The sequence below is a fragment of the Winogradskyella vincentii genome, from assembly GCF_020166345.1.
GTDB classification, from domain to species: Bacteria; Bacteroidota; Bacteroidia; order Flavobacteriales; family Flavobacteriaceae; genus Winogradskyella; species Winogradskyella vincentii.
In genome coordinates this window covers 57825-77686 of the sequence record NZ_JAIUJS010000009.1, presented here as the reverse complement: position 1 = coordinate 77686, position 19862 = coordinate 57825, and the positions used below count along the sequence as shown (strand labels likewise).

Genomic DNA, 19862 nt, shown 5'->3' with positions numbered 1-19862 from the left:
AATAGCAATTTGTGAAAATATTAGATAGGTACATACTTATCACATTTCTTAGAACGTTTTTTAGCGTTTTTATCATATTCATGTTCATCTTTGTTCTGCAAGGGCTTTGGCTTTATATATCAGAATTAGCAGGTAAAGATTTGGACATTTCTGTTACAGCCAAATTTATACTGTATTACATGCCAAGGCTCATACCATTGGTTGTGCCACTCACCATATTATTAACTTCAATAATGGTATTCGGTAATTTCGCAGAAAATTATGAGTTTGCCGCAATGAAGTCCACTGGTATTTCTTTGCAACGCGCAATGCGAAGTCTAAGTGTTTTCATAGTGATCTTAGGCGTTGCTTGTTTCTTTTTTGCAAATAATGTAATCCCTTGGGGCGAGTATCATTTCTACAATCTTCGCAAAAACATTGCTAAAGTTAAGCCTGCTCTTGCCATCGCAGAGGGTCAATTCAATGAAATTGGAAATATTAATATTAAGGTTGATAAAAAAACAGGTGAAAGAGGTCAATATTTAGATGGCGTTATCATTCACGAGAAAAGCAGCACTAGAAATGGAAACCATAAAGTTATAGTTTCCGAGAAAGGCGAGCTTAAAAGTAGTCCAGATTCTAATGTATTACAGTTAGAGCTATTGAACGGCAATTATTATGAGGAAATAATTGATTCCAAAAACAGTAGAAACGAAAAGAAACCTCATGCCAAAAGTTATTTTGAAAGTTATATCATAAATGTTGATTTAGAAATTTTAAATACTGAAGACCTAGACGAAAAAAGTCAAAGTGATAGGTACAGTATGTTAGATATAAAACAGTTAAACAGGGCTATAGATACTTTAGATAAAGAACGTGAAGATGATTTAAAAGCATTATCTAATACCCTATATAACAGATCTACTTATACTGCATTAAATTTAAATATGGATAAGAGTGAAAAAGACTCGCTCTATACAGGTGAGTTATTGGATTTGTTTAATCTTCAAAACAGGCTTCAAATCATAAATCTAGCTACAAATTCTGCCAATAGCACCACTCAGATAATTGAATCTAACAAAAGAAATTTTGCGACCAAAAAAATATGGTACAACAAACATATCACTGCTTTGCACGACAAGTTTGTATTGGCTGTCGCTTGTATTATTTTGTTTTTTGTAGGAGCACCTTTGGGCGCTTTAATTCGTAAAGGCGGCTTAGGTTTACCCATGGTCGTTGCCATTGTTTTATTTCTCACCTATCATTTCTTTGGGATTTTTGCTATTAACAGTGCAGAAAAAGGAAGTTTAAATCCTATTATAGGTTCTTGGTTATCCACATCAGTTATGTTGCCGTTGAGTATTTATTTGACATCACGTGCTACCAATGATAAGGGCGTGTTCCAATTCGATGCTGTTCTTGTCCCGTTAAAACAGATGTTTACCTCTAAAAGTCCTATCCGATTATCAGAAAGTGAGACCAAAGAATATAATTATTACAAAAAGTATACAGTTGAAGAACTGGTGAATGTCATTAAAAGTCAAGGTGAATATGATTTAGACAAAAGACCAAAGGAGATTGCGCTTCATAACTTACTTAACCGTAATATTTCACTTGAAAACTTAAAAACTGAAGGTTTAGAGATACCAAACAAACTCATAGATGCCAAATCCATACTCAAAGACTTTAAGGATTACTCCAAGACAAGCTTAGTTAGTTTTTCAATAGGTGGTATCTTATTGATATTGCATTTTGTTTTTAGAAATAATAAACTACCTGAATTGGCTGAAGCATCTTTAAGTCTAAGCATTATAAGTTTTATATTCCTGGCAATATATGCTGTAGTGTCGGCACTTGTTTATTCAAAGTTTTACAAAACAATCAAAGAAGAGAAAAAACGAGTCAACCCACTTTGGTTTTTTATTACCCTTCCACTCTATCCTTTAAAATATATCTTCCTTAAAAATAGAATAGAACAACACTTCTATCTAAGCTGTATTAGTAATATAAAATAAACTTATCTTTGCCCTATAAATTGATTCTATGAGTACTACTGCAAAAACCAAAACCTCTCTAAATACGATTGAAGAAGCCATTGAAGACATTCGTCAGGGCAAGGTGATTATTGTGGTTGATGATGAAAACAGAGAAAATGAAGGCGATTTCTTAGCTGCTGCAGATAAGGTTACTCCAGAAATGATCAATTTCATGGCTACACACGGTCGTGGTTTAATTTGTGCACCACTAACCGAAAACAGATGTGAAGAACTTGAGCTAAACATGATGGTTAGAAATAATACTGACCCAATGGAAACAGCTTTTACGGTATCCGTAGATTTAAGAGGAAATGGTGTAAGTACTGGTATTTCAGCTAGAGACCGTGCTAAAACTATTAAAGCATTGGTTAACAGCGAGACACGAGCATTTGAGCTAGCAAGACCTGGACATATTTTTCCGCTTGTTGCCAAAGAAGGAGGCGTTTTAAGAAGAACAGGCCATACTGAAGCAGCAATTGATTTTGCTAGACTAGCAGGATTTTCTCCTGCTGGAGTAATTGTGGAGATTATGAATGAGGATGGTACTATGGCACGACTACCTCAATTAATTGAAGTGGCAAATAAGTTTGACTTAAAAATAGTTTCAATTGAAGATTTAGTAGCCTACAGAATGGAGTACGACTCTTTAATCGAGAAAAAAGAAGATTTCGAAATTGAAACTCGTTTTGGGAGATTTAGACTTCGAGCTTATTTACAAACAACCAACAATCAAATTCATATCGCCTTAACCAAAGGCAATTGGAAATCTGGTGAATCTGTTTTGACGCGTGTTAATGCAACATTAGTCAATAATGATATTCTTGGTACACTCACCAATAATGCTGACAAGCAATTAGATGACATGTTTAATGTTATCAATAATGAAGGCAAGGGTGCTATTATCTTTATTAATCAACAATCACAGTCTATGAATCTTTTAACGAGACTCTCTATACTTAAAGAGAATCAAGTTGAAGGAAAATTGGTAAAAGCACCAAGTATTGGAATGGATAGTAAAGACTTTGGTATAGGTGCTCAAATACTTCACGATTTAAAGATTAGCAAATTAAAGCTAATCTCAAACAGTCTTCAGACTAAACGTGTTGGAATGATTGGTTATGGATTGGAGATTGTAGATTACGTAAATTATTAATCTATAATAATTTTCTTAGTTACGCTTTTATTACCTGAGTATAACTTCAATACATATAAACCCTGCTTAAGGTTTTCTACATTTAATTTTGTTACGTTGTTGGTTTTACTCAGTACAATTTGACCCAACGGATTAAATAGATCTACTCTATCAACTTGCTCGGTTGAACTTATATTGATTAGACTTGATGTAGGATTAGGATAAACGCTAAATTTATTTGCAAAATTCTCATCAATACTTAATCCATTATTCTGAAATACCCTTACATAGTCAATTACCATATTACTTTCTACAAAATTAGGGTCTATTGCACCTGACACACCACCCATTGCAATATTTAGAAGTAAATATTGATCTGCATCAAAAGGCCAAGTACTAGAATCCTTAACTGCTGGATTGTAAGTATAAAAACCAACATCATCAATTAAAAAAGTAATTTGATTTGGAGACCAATTCATAGAATATACATGAAAATTATTGGCAACATCAGGGAGTATGTAAGATTGAAAATTTTCAGTCGCTCCAAAACTTGAAGGTGTATGTATAGCGCTACTTACATGATTTGTGGCTCCTAAACCATGTTCCATTATATCTAATTCACCACAAGCAGGCCAGCCTGTTGTTCCAAAACCTTGAGTTTCCCAATAAGCACCCGTTTCTGTGATGTTTTTTCCTAAAGTCCAGATTGCAGGCCATGTTCCCTCACCAAATGGTAGTTTAGCCCTTACATCTACTCTACCATAGGTAAATGCAAATTTAGAATTTAGACGTGCCGATGTATAGCCTAAAGTTACACCATCTTGTGTAAAATTCTCGACTTTTGCAACAATATTTAAATTCCCATTTTCCACATAAGAATTATCAAGTCTATCTGTGTAATGCTGTTGCTCTCCATTAAACCATTGCCCACCATTTGGACCGAATGTCTGATGATACCATTTTGTGGCGTCTAAGGCTTCAGGAATTGTACTATCAAACTCATCAGACCAGACCAAATCAGTGTAAATTACGTCCAATGCATGAGGATCTCCTGGGTCAGAACCATCATCAATATCATCAATGATATAAGTTCCTGATTGCGCTACACCTCCATCAATAAATATCACAAGTCTTGTATAACTACCTGTGGCATTAACACTAGTACCTGTACCACTTATAGTAGCATTTGCAAAATCAAATAAAATATCGTTATCCCAACCAGCACCAGAAGCTGTTTGCTGTACCTCAACATCTTGATTTGTACCATTTTCTAGTTTTAGTAGTATGGTATGAGCATTTGGATCAAACTGATAAAAATCTAAGGTAATCTGTTGTTCAACACTAAGATCTAAAGGTTGGCTAAGATCAATATAAAATCCCTGCCAAATATCACTGCCATCATTTAAAAACTGACCAGCTTCATCATTTGAATTCTGCGGATCTACGGTTAATGCAAAACCACTGCCCGCAAATGGAATAAACACATCTTGATTATCGGCAAAGTCAATTGGCATTTGCTGTGCTACTGAGATCTGTACACATATTGAAAGCAATATTACTGAGGCGTAATTCTTTAACATATATTTATTTTTTTTGAAATATACGAAACAATGAAACCAGAAGGGAAAGGATTACCTATACTTTAACCATACAATAATGACAAAAGCCTATTTTGCTATTGTAGAGCTTATAATTTCTGACATTTTTTTGGCACGCTCAATAACCTCATTTTCTGCCCAGGACAATTTTATTAAGCATGAAATATTACGAGCAATATACTGATCTGATTGCTCAAAGGTTTTTGTCTCAAGATATTTTAATCCTTGTTTTACTTCCTGCGTAATTGGAAACAATGATTTTAGATCCTTAAGATGATCCCATTTTCTGATATAATGCCAATTATTATCGTAATAATGGAAACATGCATCAATACCATTCTCCTTAAATGCCTTAGAAACTTGTCTTGCATCTTCAAGTTTCGGTAAAAAGAAATTTAAAAAAGCATAGCTTTCCTCACCACCATCAGGTACTGTCCTGAAAGTTACACTAGATAGTTTTGATAGTTCATCCCTTATTATGGTAAAGTTCTTTTTCTGAATGGCTATAAATTCTGGTAAACGTCTAACTTGAGCCAATCCTACGGCGGCATTTAATTCTGATATTCTGAAATTATAACCTAAAAACGGATGTGTTTCTGCTCCTCTATCATTACCAATATGGTCGTGACCATGATCACTATAATGATCCGCATGACGATAGTATTCAGGATTGTTTGTTACGACGGCTCCACCTTCTCCGCATGTAATGGTTTTAACAAAGTCGAAAGAAAAACAACCAACATCTGCAATACTACCCAATGGCTTATTTTTATAAGTTCCTCCAATGGCCTGACAGGCGTCTTCAACAAATATTAAGTCATTTGACCTACAAATTGCCTTTAGTGCGTCCATATTACCCATACTTCCACACATTTGTACAATCATTACAGCCTTTGTTTTTGGTGTTATTGCGGATTCTACTGCCTTTGGATCTAAGGTTAATGTATCATCAATATCAACTAATACCGGAATTGCACCAAGCATCATTATAGCTTCAAAACTTGCCACAAATGTGAAAGTTGGCATAATAACCTCATCACCTGCTCCAACTCCTGCAGATGCCAAGGCAACAGAAACCGCTGCTGTGCCTGAAGACACTAATTGTACATGTTTACTTTGAAATGCATGTTGTAGCTCACTCTCTAATTCTTTTGCTTTCCAATGACCTTTGCGCATGCCATCAAAACCATAACGCATTAAAACACCATTGTCTAAAACATCATTTACTTCCTTTCGTTCTAAATCGCTAAATAATTCAAATCCTGGCATAAATTGGAAACTTTATTAAATTAAAAATTCACTAACAAATATAAGTCTTTAGAGATGTTTTGGAATATTCTTTTTTACAATTCTAAGACCGTATCAGAAATTGGCTTTCTTACTTTTTTAAGAGAAGCAAACATATCGTCTTCAGCTCTAAACCCAACTGGTAAAAGCAATACAGACTTTAAACCATATTTATTCAAATTCAAAACCTTGTCTAATTCTTCTGGTAAGAATCCTTCCATCGGGCAACTATCTATTTCCTCTACGGCACAGACAGTCATTAAGTTTCCAAGTGCTATATAAGCTTGTTTCGTAGCCCAATCTGATTTCTTAGAATAAGGCATGGTTTCAATTGTAGATTTTAATTGTTCTTTGAAAGGATTTAAAATCTCATCAGGTGTATTCCTAATAGCTTTAATGGTATCAAAATGTTCTTCTACATCATCTGTGTCAATTTCATTTTGAATACACAATACAAGCAAGTGTGAAGCATCTGCCACTTGTCTTTGGCCATATGAAATTGCAACCAAATTTTCCCTTATACTTTTATCACCTACCACAACCATTTTTAGGGTTTGAAGTCCATAGGACAAAGCAGTTAAGTTAAAGGCTTCTTTTAAAGTTTCTAATTGACTATCTGAAAGCTGTTTAGTAGTATCGAACTTTTTAGTGGCATATCGCCAATTTAATTTTTCTATAATAGACATTGCTGTTCTTTTTTTTTGCAAAGATACATACAACGCTTTAAAAATTAACCCTAATTATCAGAACGCTTTGCTTCTCTTTTTTCTTGCCGTTCTAATTTTTTAAAATATCCCTTAAATAAGAAATTATGTTTCATTGCTTCCATATTTTCATTAAACTTGGCAGTTCCCTCGTCTATATTCTTTAGCGTAGATTTTAAACTATTGACCAAAGATGTATCATTAACAATATAATTATAGGCGCCTTCGCTATTTTTTGCATCCTCAATAAATGTATTGGCCTGAGATATTACCTTTTCAATTTCGACACTAGAAGCCTCTAAATTGTCAACCACATTCTTAAGTTTCTCTCCAGAAATAGTATCATTCATAATCATTCCCAATACACTATTATCATTGGTTTTTAATGACGCGATGATGTCTTTTAGCTCATCAATTGTTTGTGATGCATGGTAACTTGCAATTTTTAAATTATTCACTGAAGATTTTAAATCTTGAGCCATTACGGTATCATTTAACAACAAACCAACAGTCCCTTTTCCATGTAACATAGCAGAAGTAACATCTATTAAATCTGCTGTCAAAATGGCGGCGTTTTCTGATCCAACGCTCAGTGTACTTAATATATCATCTGCTCCAATTTTACTAAAAGACTCTATTGTATCTCCATTGTTTATTAACTCAGCATGTCCTCTTCCAGGTACTATGTTTACTATCATGTTACCAACCAAACCATCAGAGCCTATGGTTGCAATTGCATTCTTTTTTATGTGAGATATAATTCGTTCTTGGATATTCATATCCACTTTTATTGTAGAGTCATTTAACATACTTATATCTCTAACAGTACCAATATTAATACCTGAATATCTCACATTGTTTCCGCGCTGTAAACCATTGACATTTTGAAAGTATGAACTAATAGTAAAGGTTTTATTGAACATGTTTTGTCGTTGTCCAATTAGATATACAGCCACAACAAAAATGATTGTACCCAATATAACAAACAACCCTAATCTTGCCTTTTGCGTCTTTGTACGTCTCATAACTAATGCTTAAAAAATGCTTTTATTTTCGGATCATTATCAGATGCCAGTTGGTCAAAAGTCCCAACTGCATAATCTACACCATCAATTAACAGAATCATTCTATCTGAAATTGCTCTTGCACAGTCTACATCATGTGTGATAATTAATGACGATGTATTGTACTTATTCTGAATCTCTTGCATCAAGAGAATTATTTCTTTAGCAGTAATTGGATCTAATCCACTTGTAGGCTCATCATACAAAATTATCTTTGGCCTTAATATTAATGTTCTTGCCAAGGCGATACGTCGTTTCATTCCTCCAGATAATTCAGAAGGCATTAAATCTATAGCATTTAAAAGACCAACATTTTCCAATGCTTCATGAACCATTTGCTCTGTATTCATCTCATCACCAAATTTCTTTGAATGACGTCGTAACGGAAACTCTAAATTCTCTCTAACTGTCATTGAATCATAAAGCGCACTTCCTTGAAACAAAAAGCCGATATCTGCGCGTAATATATCCATTGCACTTTGATCTAACTTTGTAATGTCTTTGTCCATCACTCGAATTGTTCCGCTATCAGCTTCTAATAATCCAACAAGGCATTTAATCATGACAGATTTTCCAGAACCAGATTTACCCATTATAACAAGATTCTCACCTTGGTATAATTCCATATTAAAACCATTCAATACATGATTGTCTCCAAAACTTTTTCTCAAATCTTTAATTTGAAGTACTGTTTTCCTAGCTTCTATTTCTGAATTTGACATCATAGATCATAGAATATATCTGTTACAAATACTGCAATAAAGTCAATAATAAAAAGTAATAGAGATGTTAAAACTACAGCTGTATTAGCAGCTTTACCTACACCTTCAGTTCCCTTCTTACAATTAAATCCCTTAAAACAACCTACAATACCAATTGCTAAACCAAAAAAGAATGACTTGATCGTTGCTGGAATAATATCACCAAATTCAAGTGCATCAAATACCTTATTAAAGTAGAGCATAAAAGAAACATCTCCTTTTATGTTTTCTACCAAATAAGAACCAAATAAAGCTATGGCATCACCAAATAACACTAATAATGGAAGCATTAGCGTGACTGCTAGCACTCTTGTCACAACCAAATATTTAAATGGATTGGTCCCAGAAACTTCCATAGCATCAATCTGCTCAGTAACTCTCATAGAACCTAATTCTGCACCAATACTGGATCCTATTCTACCAGCACATACTAAGGCAGTTATAATAGGCCCAACTTCCCTAACTATTGAAATACCAACCATAGAGGGCATCCAAGATTCAGCGCCAAACTCCATTAATGTTGGCCGAGTCTGTAATGTAAGCACCAATCCAATGATAAAACCTGTAATGCCAACTAATAGCAGGGACCTATTTCCCATTTGATAACATTGACGGAAAAACTCTTTCATTTCAAATGGTCGCCTAAACATTTCCGTAAAAAATCGTTTGGTGAAATAAGCAATTTCCCCTGTTTCAATAAAGAAGTTAGTTAGCCTGGATTTTATTTCATTCAATCCGCTCATTTTGGTTAAAGGTTCTTATCAAATGTATCGTATTTCTTAGGCTTTTAAAATGATAATGGTCAGGTGAATCAATAAGGAATACCATAGTTTATGGAGTATTTTGTACTAAAAACCAATTGATTAAGATGAAACTAATTGGCTGTTTAACTGATATTAATCATTGTGATATTCCCAATAATGTATGACATTTAATTTCAACAAATATCTTACACATCATGAAAGCAAATCAAGAAATCCATTTTGTGGATAAAGTTATAAACGCATTAAGAAAATCTGCTGTTGAACTTGAGGAGTTTCAAGTTCAAGCAGCCTTAGGAAAGGCAGATGCCAAGGATAAATATGAGGAGATTAAGAAAAAGTTTAATCATTTTATTCATGATAGTGAATATAAAATCAAAGGCATCAAAGAAAAAATAGAAGAAGTCAATACTATGTTTGATGAGTTGCGCGTTCAACTCGCTTTAGGTAAGGCCGAAACCAAAGATGCTTTCAAAAAGCAGAAAAAAGAGCTTTTAGCTAAGCTTCATGAAATTGAAGTTAAAATAAAAACCAATGATACTCTAAATCGCATATATGCTTTGTCACTTATAGAAATTGAGCAGTTTAAAATTCAATTAGAAATATTAGAACAGAAATTTGATACTGAAAAAGATAAGGCGAAAGATACATTTGAAAAAGGAAAAGAAAACTTCAACTCATTTATAGAAAGGCTTAAAGGCAAGTATGCTGAGAAGAAAGAAGTTTCTCAATTTGAGCATTTTCAAATTGAAATTTCAGAAGCTTTTGATCACTTTAAAAAGGCATTTTCAAAACCTGTTTAAGAGTTTCAAAATAAAAAGCACAATTTAAAAATTGTGCTTTTTATTATCAGGTATCATAGTCGCCCTTCCTTATATTCATCACCATTCCAAATCCAAGAATAACAGCAAGCGAAAAACTTGTCATTCCTAAAATGGAAATACCATTCCATAATGGTGTTATTTCAAAAATTATAAATAGTGATGCACCAACGATTAATGCAACCATTATAAATGCCGTTATCAATTGTTTGGCCACGCGTTGTATGGTATGGACCATAGGATCAATTCCTTTATGTGTAAAGTCTACCTTTACTTCTCCAGAATTGATTTTTCTGATTGCATTTTTTAAATCTGAAGGAAATTCCTCCAAGTAATTAGTAAATTCTATAACAGAATTTGCAACTTTTTTACCCATTAATATCGGATTATAATTCTGGGTTGCACTTTTTCTCAGGTATGGTTTTACAATATCAAATTGTTCCATTTCTGGATACAATTTATTTATTACACCTTCAAGAGTGACCAATGACCTCGCAAATAAGAAGAAATAGGTTGGCACCCTTAGCCCATGAGCCATAATTATATCTTTTAATTCTAGTAAAATAGTACTCAATTCATTTTCATGAGTATCTCGTACATAATATTTTTCTAAAAATTCATTGATATCATACTCCAAATGTCTCATATCCTTTACCGGAGCATTGTTTGATAACTGTTGCAAGGTTTGTATAATGCGCTTAACATCTTTTTCGGTAATTGCTAAGAACAGCTTTCCAAAAATGGAAATATCTCTTGGTAGCATACTACCCATCATACCAAAATCTAAATAACATATATGACTATTTGGTAGAACTACCAGGTTTCCAGGATGTGGGTCTGCATGGAAAAATCCATATTCAAATATTTGTTTAAAGTAACTTATTGCCAATCGTCTACCTATAATTTTAATATCATATTCCTTTTCGGCAAGAAGCTCTACCTCATCAATTTTAATCCCATCAATAAACTCTAATGCCAACACTTTGGAGGTTGTATACTCCGGATAAACTTGAGGTCCATGTGCATATTGATCTAAGGATTTGTCTGCTTCTATATTATTGTAAAAGCGTTGTACGTTTATGGATTCATTTATAAAGTCAATTTCTTTTTTAATTGAATCTTCAAAATTTCTGACCAGACCAACAGGATCAAAACTTTTTAAAGAAGGCATACGGTTTTCTAAAACCTCAGCAATCTTATACATCACCTTAATATCTTCTTCTATTACTTCTCCAATACCAGAACGCTGAACTTTTAGCGCAACACGTTTCCCAGAATGTAAGGTTACTTTATGGACTTGTGCCATTGAAGCAGATGCAAATGGTTTAGGATCAAACCATGCAAATAAAGTATTAACATCATTCTTTAGTTCGGTCTCCACTACCCTTCTAGCTTCCTCCTCAGACATTGGTGGCACATTGTCTTGTAATTTTTCTAGCTCAAAGGTCAATTCTAGTGGAATCAAATCTGGTCTATTGCTCAAAATCTGACCAAACTTTACAAATGTTGGCCCTAGTTCTTCACAAACCAGTCGCATTTTGGCCCACTTACTGTATTGTAAGGCATGCTTTCGAGATTTCTTTGGCACTAGTTTTTGAAGAAAGGTATATCTCTTTTTCTCCTCAAGATATTGTACCAAATCTTCAAAACCGTATTTAAGCAATACCTTGAGGATTTGGTTGTATCGAGAAATAGATCTAAAATTCTTTCCTAAACCAGAAAATATACTCATTTTACTTTTGTTCCAAGTGATTTATTCGTGCTTCGAGCAGTGCAACTGACGCATCTAATTTTTCAAGTTTTTCATTTAGCGCCTTGATTTCGTCCAGATGTGCCACATTAATTGTTTTATAAAAACTAACAACTTGAGATTCGATTTTATCATTAAGTTGTTCTTTTAGTTCTTGAACCTTAGAAATGATATGTTCAACAAACTGCATTTCATTACCATTTTCATCTAATTGGCGTTCTGCCATAAACTTATTGATGTTATCAATTCCTTTGTCTGACATATCACCAAGTTTATCTAAAATCTGTGCGTCTCTGGCCATGAAGTATAAACTTGAACTTAAGGTTAGCAACTCTATTATGGTCTTGGTTTTCATGATTAACGTATTAAAGTAATCTTACTTAAATGTATTACATTAATATAATGTCTAAAATGACCATAATCATTTAAAATGACTGAATTATATGATACATTTAAACATGTAAAACTTTTTAACCACTACACATGAAAACTCGAAAAATTACCGAAGTAATGACCAAAAATGTGGTTTGTATTTCACCGGATCAATTTCTTTTAGATGTTAAACATATTTATGAGAAAAAAGAATTTCACCATCATATACCAGTGGTAGAAAACGATAAGCTTGTGGGTATGGTTAGTCTTGTTGATTTTATGTATCATATTTCTGGCGCTGGTCTTAGCGATAACCATGAAGTGTACAAAACCCTGAAGGTAAAAGATATTATGTCTCCAAATCCTTTTTATGTTACAACAGATGCAACAGTAAAAGAAGTAGCGTCAGTTCTTAAAGAAGGTCGTTTTAGAGCAATACCGGTACTAGAAGATAATAAGGTAATCGGAATCGTCTCTACTGCAGATATAATAAAACATTTTTTAGAGTTAGCAGAATCTGAATAAAACCCTTATTTATTCTTTAATATTAAATTTTTTGATCAATCTGAAGTGTCCGTGAGTTCATTTTCGGATACAATCCCTTTTTCCCATTGATTTAAATTATAAAATGTCATTTCTGCAATTCTGGTTAAAGCCTCATGAGTTAAATAGGCGTGATGTCCAGTAATAAGAACATTTGGATAAGCATTTAATTGCATTAACATTAATTCATCTGGCACCTCTTGCGATCTATCTTTAAAAAAGACACCTCGTTCATTCTCGTATACATCAATACCTAGTGCACCAATATTGTTATTCTTTAGTGCATCAATTACATCTTCAGTCTTGATAATTGCACCTCTTGCCGTATTTATAATAATCACATTAGATTTCATTAATGACAAAAGATCTTCATTTAGCAGATAATGTGTGTCAGAATTCAGTGGTACATGTATTGTTATAATATCAGAACGTTCACACAAATTAGTTAACGATGTATACTCCAGCTGATACTTTTCAATTAAGTTTTGATCTTCAGAAAGGTCATAACCGAGCAGTTTACAACCAAAACCATTCATAATCTTAGCCATAACTGACCCAATTCTACCAGTACCAATAATACCAATTGTTTTTCCATTAAGATCAACTCCAACCAAACCGTCTAAATTAAAATTGTATCTCTTTACTCGTTCATTAGATTCTACAATCTTTCTATTTAATGTCAGTATTAAACTCACAGCATGTTCTGATATTGCAAATGGCGAATAGTCTGGTACATTAGCAACTTTTATTCCTAATCTTGAGGCTGCGTTAAGATTTACATTATCATATCCTACTGAACGTAATGCTATATATTTTATACCAAACTCCTTAAGTTTCTCAATAGTTAAAAAGCATGCTTCATCGGCAGAAAAAATTGAAACAGCATCATAACCAACTGCTTTTACAGCAGTTTTAGAATTTAAACGATCTTCTATAAATTTTATTTGGTGTTTATTTCTATTGGCTTTTTCTAGAAATGGAATTTCAAAAGCTTTAGCACTATAGATTAAAACTTTCATGTTACAACTAGTTAATATTAACACCTTAAAACTATGGATAATTAGATTTTAGAGAAATGATTTTGCTCACTTTAGCCATGTCCATATAAATGAATATTAATTAATTATTGAATCCATAATTACCATTTCTTTTTTATAAATTAACTAACTTAAAAATTATCATTTTTCATGACTCATGAATTAATTAATATTATTCAAAAAGCACGTATAAATCAACAATTAGGAATTAAATGTGTCTTAGCAACAGTAGTGCACCTTACGGGTTCGTCTTATAGAAAACCCGGAGTAAGAATGCTCATTTGTGAAAATGGAGTTATGATTGGTGCTGTGAGTGGTGGTTGCGTTGAAAATGAAATTAAACGAAGAGCTTCATCAGTATTTGATAACGGAAAACCAAAAGTTATCTCTTATGATGGTCGCTATCGCTTAGGCTGTGAAGGAGTTTTGCATATATTAATTGAGCCTTTTAACGTTTCAGATTCGTTGTTTGATAATTTTGAAGATGTCTTAAATAGACGAGAGAATTATAAAATAGAATCACAATTTGAAATTGGCGATGACATTATTGGCCAATTTGGAAGCACCATTTATTTTGGTAAAAAAAGCTTCACATTTTCAAAAGAATTTAATCCTAAAAATCAGGATGGCTTAAAACTCTTTTCGCAGATTTTAAATCCTTGCTTTAAACTTTTAATTATCGGTGGTGAACATGATGCAGTTAAATTATGTGAAATGGCCAACCTGTTAGGCTGGGTGGTAGATGTAATCACTTCTGTGAAAGACCCAAAAGAGTTAAAAGATTTTCCTGGTGCGCATTCTGTTGATTCACAAGAACCTGAGCTTTTAAATGTGAAAATTGACAAAGACACTGCAATAGTATTAATGACACACAATTATGCATTAGATCTTAAGTATTTAGTAAGGTTGCAAAAAGAAGAGATTATGTATTTAGGAGTTTTAGGGTCTGCTAAGAGGCGAGAACAATTAAAAAACGATTTATTCAATTATTCTTCTGACCTCAACTTAGATTATTTGGATTCAATTTATAGCCCAGCTGGTTTAAATATTGGAGCCATTACTCCTGAAGAAATTGCGCTATCGATATTATCAGAAATTATGTCTGTAGTTAGAAAAAAAGAAACAGTTTCTTTAAGAGAATTAAATCAGAGATCAAATAAAAGAACTAATTGAAAACTGCTATCCTTATACTTGCTGCTGGGAATTCAAGGCGAATGGGCACTCCAAAACAACTTTTAAAACATGGAGATACGACTATGCTTGGTCAGGTTATTAATAATAGTTTAAAATCTCGTGCTAGTAGTGTTCATGTTGTTTTAGGAGCACATGCCAATTTGATTAGACCTAACTTACCAAAAAATATAAGTGTTATTATAAATAAAGAATTTGAAAAAGGATTGAGCTCAAGTATAATTAAAGGTGTAACTGAACTACAACATTATGATTCAGTAATAATCGCCCTTGGAGATCAACCGCTTGTCACTTCAAATTATTTTAATGAATTAATTGAATTATGCATTAAAAAACCCAATAAAATAATTGCTTCTAAATATGAAAAACATAATGGCGTCCCAGCCATTTTTCCCAGTCAATTCTATTCTGAACTATTAAATCTAAAAGGTGATACAGGAGCGAAGTCATTATTGAATTCGAATTACCAACTAGTTCAAGTTATAGAAACGCCAGTAAATCTTTTTGATGTGGACACACCACATGATTATGAATTACTGAATAAAAATTAATTGGTTGATTAATGATTAAGTTTCAAAATAAACCATATTTATTCAATATAAAACTCACTGCTATATGGGCAGTTAGTGAGAGCGGGCTTGGCGGATTGATACACGCTTTAAAGTTACCATTTAGTGGATTATTCCTTGGAAGTTTTGCGGTTCTTATTATCACCTATCTCGCATACATCAGCCCCAATAAATTTAATGCAATTTTAAAAGCAACATTTTTAGTAGTATTAATTAAAGTTACGGCAAGCCCACATTCACCGCCAATGGCATACATTGCGGTTTTATTTCAAGGGGTATTAGGTGCATGTATTTACGCTGCTTTTGGCGTTAACAAGTTTAGTACCACAATGTTCGGAGCAATTGCTTTGTTAGAATCAGCATTTCAAAAAATTCTCACCTTAACCATAATATTTGGAATTGGATTATGGGAATCTATTAAAGAATTCTTCAATGGAATTCAGGATAAATTAAATATGGATTGGATCTCGGATTTACCATGGGTGTTTCTAGGTCTATATGCATTACTTTACCTGGTAATTGGTATAGTAATTGGCTTAATCGCTATTAGATTACCAAACCGTGTTTATGAAAACGCAAAAACAATCAATAGTTCTGAAATCAAATTTAATGACAATGGATTAAGTAAACGTAAGCACAAGAAAAGGAGAATTTATCTAATTGGATTTTTACTACTCTTTTCAGTTCTGGTATTTGTGTTTTCTGGTTCCTTAAATAGCGCACTTTATATAGTATTGAGAACAATGGGTGCTATAATTTTTTTCCTATTTATTTTTAATCCCATATTTAAAATTTTAATTCAGAAATGGGCTAAAAAGAAAAAGAAATCACAAAATGAAACTCTAAATAACATAATAGAGTTAATGCCTTCAATTAGAAGAAATGTCACTGCTGCCAATAGTCTTTCTTTGAATGAAAAAAACATTTGGAAAAGAGCTAAGTCATTTACAATAAACTGGTTAAGCCTCTCCCTTTATTACGATTTTGATGATAATGCATAACCCTAAAATTTATATACTTTCAGACAAAAAAGGAATTGGTAAAACTACCAGCCTTCAAAAATGGGTAAAAATCAATCCTCAACTCAAAGGGTTTTTAACTCCTATAGTAAATGGCAAAAGAATGTTTCAAATTATTGAAACTAATAATTATCTACCAATGGAAACAGAATCAAAGGAACTTATAATTGGTAGGTATTCATTCAATAAAAAAAGTTTTGAAACTGTAGCTGAATTGGTCCTCAAATTATCTTCAGGTAATAGCAACCAAACTATTATTATTGATGAAATAGGACCCTTAGAAATAAATAAAAATCAAGGTTTTCACAATCTAGTTCTTAAACTAACAGAAATAGCTACTAATAATCCAAAGCTTTTCTTTGTAGTAAGAGAATCTTGTTTACAGGATTTTATAACAAAATATAAACTGAAAAACTTTGAGGTTATTAACTTGAAAGATTTTAATCACAAGTTTCTCACTAACAATTAGTTTATTGTTAATGTTGAAAGATTTATACATATCTATTCTAATATTTTTTAACTTTAACTAAATATCAAAATCTATGGCAAACTATAGTTTAAAAGTAAATGGAAAGGTCTACAACATTACTTCAGATGATGATACTCCATTATTATGGGTACTTCGAGATGAGATCAATTTAGTTGGTACAAAATACGGATGCGGTATTGGTCAATGCGGCACTTGTACTGTGCATGTTAATGGTGTTGCTACAAGAAGTTGCTTGTTGCCAGCTTCGAGACTTGAGGGTTCTGAAATTACAACAATTGAAGGGCTGGAAACTGATAAATTACATCCTGTCCAAGAGGCATGGAAAGAATTAGATGTACCGCAATGTGGTTATTGCCAAGCAGGTCAGATTATGACGGCTTCATCATTTTTAAAACAAAATCCGAATCCTAACAAAGAGGAGATTAGAAATGCAATGAATGCGAATTTGTGTAGATGTGCTAGTTACAATAGAATAGAAAAAGCGGTTGCTTTAGCTGCAAAAAAAATGTCTTAAGCTAAATTATTATGAAAACTAACGATAAAATCACATTTAGCAGACGAAATTTCATTCGTACTTCTGCACTGGCCAGTGGTGGTCTCTTAATTGGATTTAACTTTTTTAATTCTTGTAAAGAAGCTACTGTACCTCCTGTTGATATTTCAAAATTAGATTTTAAAGATTTTAATGCTTTTATAAAAATAGCTGAGAATGGTTATGTCACTATTTTTTCACCTAACCCAGAAATTGGTCAGGGCGTAAAAACCTCTATGCCAATGATAATCGCTGAAGAATTAGACGTACCATGGGATCATGTGAGTGTAGAACAAGGAGCTTTAGATACTAAAAATTTTCAGCGCCAAGTAGCTGGTGGTAGCCAATCCATTAGATTTGGCTGGGATGCCCTGAGACAGACGGGTGCAACTGCCAAGCAAATGTTGGTTAATGCCGCGGCAGCTAAATGGGGTGTTGATGCAAGTACTTGCACAGCATCTAATGGTATCATTAAAAATTCAAATGGTGAAAAATTAGGATATGGTGATGTTGTAAATGAAGCAGCACAATTAGAAGTACCTGAAAATGTTACGCTAAAATCTCCGAAAGATTATAAGATTATTGGTAAGGGTGCTATCAATGTAGACATAGATAAAATAATTACCGGTAAACCTTTATTTGGTTCTGATTATGTTGCTGAAGGCATGCTAATTGCATCGGTAAGCAGACCACCTGCTTTTGGACAAAAGCTAATTTCATTTGATGAAACGGAAGCGAAGTCCATAAATGGTGTTAAAAGAATTGTTCAGTTTGGTGATAAAGTTGCTGTATTAGCAACCAATACATGGGCTGCAATGAAAGGCAAAAAAGCTCTTAATGTGAATTGGTCTAGTAGTAATGACTTAGAAAGTAGTAGTCAACATAATGAAGAGTTAGACGCTATACTAAATAGTAAGAATCTGGATTTAAGACGTGAAGATGGTAATATTGATAAGGCATTTGCCGAAGCTGATCAAATTCTTGAGCGCACTTATCAATCACCTTTTCTACCTCATAATTGCATGGAACCTATGAACTTCTATGCGAATGTATCCGAAGATAAAGTTCATTTAGTAGGACCAATACAAACACCAGCCGGTACTGCTCGTCGCGTAGCAGATTTAATAAACAGAAATCCAGAGGAAGTTCATTTAGAAATGACTAGAATGGGAGGTGGTTTTGGAAGACGACTATATGGTGATTTTGTGCTAGAGGCAGCAGAGATATCAAACATTACCAAAAAGCCTGTTAAGGTAGTTTACTCCCGAGAGGACGATATGGGTGCTGGGATTTACAGACCTGCTATAAAGTATAGAATTAAAGCTTCTATAAAAAGTGGTGAAGTCACCGGATACCATTTAAAAGAAGCTGCAATTAACTCCAATATGTATGGGCTTATACCAAATTTCTTTCCAGCAGGAGCAATTGCAAACTATAAAGTAGAAACAGGTAATTTTCAGAGTAAAATCACTACAGGTGCTTGGCGTGCTCCATATACTAATTTCCTCGCTTTTGCAGAACAAAGTTTTTTCGATGAAATAGCAGATGCTATAAATAAAGATCCTGTTCAGTTAAGGCTTGATTTATTGAAAAATGTAAAAGATGGAGAAGATAAGTCTATAGAGTACTCTGCCAAACGGATGACAGATACCATAAAACTAGCAGCCAAAAAAGGAAATTGGGGAAAAACTAATGGTAACACGTATCAAGGATTTGCTGCATATTACAGTCATAATACTCATGTAGCTGAAGTTGTAGATATAACATTAAATAACGGACGTCCAATCATAGAAAAAGTAACTGTTGCTGTTGATTGCGGTATAGTAATTAACCCAACAGGCGCCAAAAATCAAATAGAAGGCGGTGTAATTGATGGAATAGGACATGCAATGTATGGTGATTTCAGTTTTAAAAACGGCAAACCTCAAGATCTTAATTTTGGTTCTTACCGTCTAATTAGCATGAAGGATACTCCAATTGTAGAGACTCATTTTGTTGAAAATGATCTATCTCCTACCGGACTTGGAGAACCAGGTCTTCCTCCAGCAGGCGGTGCATTAGCAAATGCTATAAAGGCCGCAACAGGACAGATTTTGCTAAAACAGCCTTTTATTAAATCCATTAAAAATCGGAAAACAGATTTAAGCGTTTAATGTAAAAAATAACAGGAAGAACCTATGAATGCGTTGAACAATCATGATTCTCCTATAGAAAAA

19 protein-coding genes are annotated in these 19862 nt (G+C 33.3%); 10 read left to right on the top strand and 9 right to left on the bottom strand.

Going from position 1 to position 19862, the window contains the following annotated elements:
- Positions 1-11 precede the first annotated feature (11 nt).
- Together LBV24_RS13575 and ribB are read left to right on the top strand one after the other, a co-directional pair.
- On the top strand, positions 12-1994 hold the full coding sequence (locus tag LBV24_RS13575) for an LptF/LptG family permease (protein ID WP_224479203.1): 1983 nt from the start codon (positions 12-14) through the stop codon (positions 1992-1994).
- 28 nt (positions 1995-2022) lie between these two features.
- Positions 2023-3168 carry a 3,4-dihydroxy-2-butanone-4-phosphate synthase gene (ribB, locus tag LBV24_RS13570; RefSeq protein WP_224479202.1) on the top strand — a complete coding sequence of 382 codons (1146 nt, stop codon included), beginning with the start codon at positions 2023-2025 and terminating at the stop codon, positions 3166-3168.
- Here ribB and LBV24_RS13565 read toward each other — a convergent pair.
- From LBV24_RS13565 to LBV24_RS13540, 6 genes are all read right to left on the bottom strand, one after another.
- Positions 3165-4727 carry a family 16 glycosylhydrolase gene (locus LBV24_RS13565; protein ID WP_224479201.1) on the bottom strand — a complete coding sequence of 521 codons (1563 nt, stop codon included), beginning with the start codon at positions 4725-4727 and terminating at the stop codon, positions 3165-3167. The two genes, ribB and LBV24_RS13565, sit on opposite strands and share 4 nt — an antisense overlap.
- 87 nt (positions 4728-4814) lie before the next feature.
- Complete coding sequence (locus LBV24_RS13560) at positions 4815-6014, bottom strand: DegT/DnrJ/EryC1/StrS family aminotransferase (protein ID WP_224479200.1); 1200 nt, start codon at positions 6012-6014, stop codon at positions 4815-4817.
- A 74-nt stretch (positions 6015-6088) separates the two neighbouring features.
- Complete coding sequence (locus tag LBV24_RS13555; RefSeq protein WP_224479199.1) at positions 6089-6718, bottom strand: NAD(P)H-dependent oxidoreductase; 630 nt, start codon at positions 6716-6718, stop codon at positions 6089-6091.
- Between the two features lie 50 nt (positions 6719-6768).
- Entirely contained in the window at positions 6769-7761 is a 993-nt protein-coding gene (locus LBV24_RS13550) for an MlaD family protein (protein ID WP_224479198.1), read from the bottom strand.
- 2 nt (positions 7762-7763) lie between these two features.
- Entirely contained in the window at positions 7764-8522 is a 759-nt protein-coding gene (locus tag LBV24_RS13545) for an ABC transporter ATP-binding protein (protein WP_224479197.1), read from the bottom strand.
- Entirely contained in the window at positions 8522-9304 is a 783-nt protein-coding gene (locus tag LBV24_RS13540; protein WP_224479196.1) for an MlaE family ABC transporter permease, read from the bottom strand. Before LBV24_RS13540 ends, LBV24_RS13545 begins: the two co-directional genes overlap by 1 nt.
- A gap of 215 nt (positions 9305-9519) precedes the next feature.
- Between LBV24_RS13540 and LBV24_RS13535 the strand changes: the two genes are divergently transcribed.
- Complete coding sequence (locus LBV24_RS13535) at positions 9520-10125, top strand: hypothetical protein (RefSeq protein WP_224479195.1); 606 nt, start codon at positions 9520-9522, stop codon at positions 10123-10125.
- A 46-nt stretch (positions 10126-10171) separates the two neighbouring features.
- Here the strand turns inward: LBV24_RS13535 and LBV24_RS13530 are convergent, their stop codons facing one another.
- Together LBV24_RS13530 and LBV24_RS13525 are read right to left on the bottom strand one after the other, a co-directional pair.
- Positions 10172-11875 (bottom strand): ABC1 kinase family protein, encoded by a 1704-nt coding sequence (locus tag LBV24_RS13530; RefSeq protein WP_224479194.1) that lies wholly within the window; start codon positions 11873-11875, stop codon positions 10172-10174.
- Between the two features lies 1 nt (position 11876).
- Positions 11877-12248 (bottom strand): hypothetical protein, encoded by a 372-nt coding sequence (locus LBV24_RS13525; RefSeq protein WP_224479193.1) that lies wholly within the window; start codon positions 12246-12248, stop codon positions 11877-11879.
- 128 nt (positions 12249-12376) lie between these two features.
- Here LBV24_RS13525 and LBV24_RS13520 point away from each other — a divergent pair, with 128 nt between their 5' ends.
- Entirely contained in the window at positions 12377-12790 is a 414-nt protein-coding gene (locus tag LBV24_RS13520; protein WP_224479192.1) for a CBS domain-containing protein, read from the top strand.
- Positions 12791-12825: 35 nt separating this feature from the next.
- On the opposite strand, the gene LBV24_RS13515 is transcribed toward LBV24_RS13520, so the two are convergent.
- Positions 12826-13827 carry a 2-hydroxyacid dehydrogenase gene (locus LBV24_RS13515; protein ID WP_224479191.1) on the bottom strand — a complete coding sequence of 334 codons (1002 nt, stop codon included), beginning with the start codon at positions 13825-13827 and terminating at the stop codon, positions 12826-12828.
- A gap of 168 nt (positions 13828-13995) precedes the next feature.
- Between LBV24_RS13515 and LBV24_RS13510 the strand changes: the two genes are divergently transcribed.
- The 6 genes from LBV24_RS13510 (at position 13996) to LBV24_RS13485 (ending at position 19799) form a co-directional block, all read left to right on the top strand.
- The gene (locus LBV24_RS13510) at positions 13996-15018 is read left to right on the top strand and encodes an XdhC family protein (RefSeq protein ID WP_224479190.1); all 1023 of its coding nucleotides are present in this window, start codon (positions 13996-13998) and stop codon (positions 15016-15018) included.
- Entirely contained in the window at positions 15015-15587 is a 573-nt protein-coding gene (locus LBV24_RS13505; protein WP_224479189.1) for a nucleotidyltransferase family protein, read from the top strand. The genes LBV24_RS13510 and LBV24_RS13505 overlap by 4 nt, the downstream gene beginning before the upstream one ends.
- An 11-nt stretch (positions 15588-15598) precedes the next feature.
- Positions 15599-16606 (top strand): hypothetical protein, encoded by a 1008-nt coding sequence (locus LBV24_RS13500; RefSeq protein WP_224479188.1) that lies wholly within the window; start codon positions 15599-15601, stop codon positions 16604-16606.
- Positions 16599-17093, top strand: coding sequence for a nucleoside-triphosphatase (locus LBV24_RS13495; protein ID WP_224479187.1), 495 nt, complete (start codon positions 16599-16601; stop codon positions 17091-17093). The genes LBV24_RS13500 and LBV24_RS13495 overlap by 8 nt, the downstream gene beginning before the upstream one ends.
- A gap of 73 nt (positions 17094-17166) precedes the next feature.
- Positions 17167-17628, top strand: a complete 462-nt coding sequence (locus LBV24_RS13490; protein ID WP_224479186.1) for a (2Fe-2S)-binding protein — start codon at positions 17167-17169, stop codon at positions 17626-17628.
- An 11-nt stretch (positions 17629-17639) separates the two neighbouring features.
- On the top strand, positions 17640-19799 hold the full coding sequence (locus LBV24_RS13485; RefSeq protein WP_224479185.1) for a xanthine dehydrogenase family protein molybdopterin-binding subunit: 2160 nt from the start codon (positions 17640-17642) through the stop codon (positions 19797-19799).
- The last annotated feature ends 63 nt before the right edge of the window (positions 19800-19862 follow it).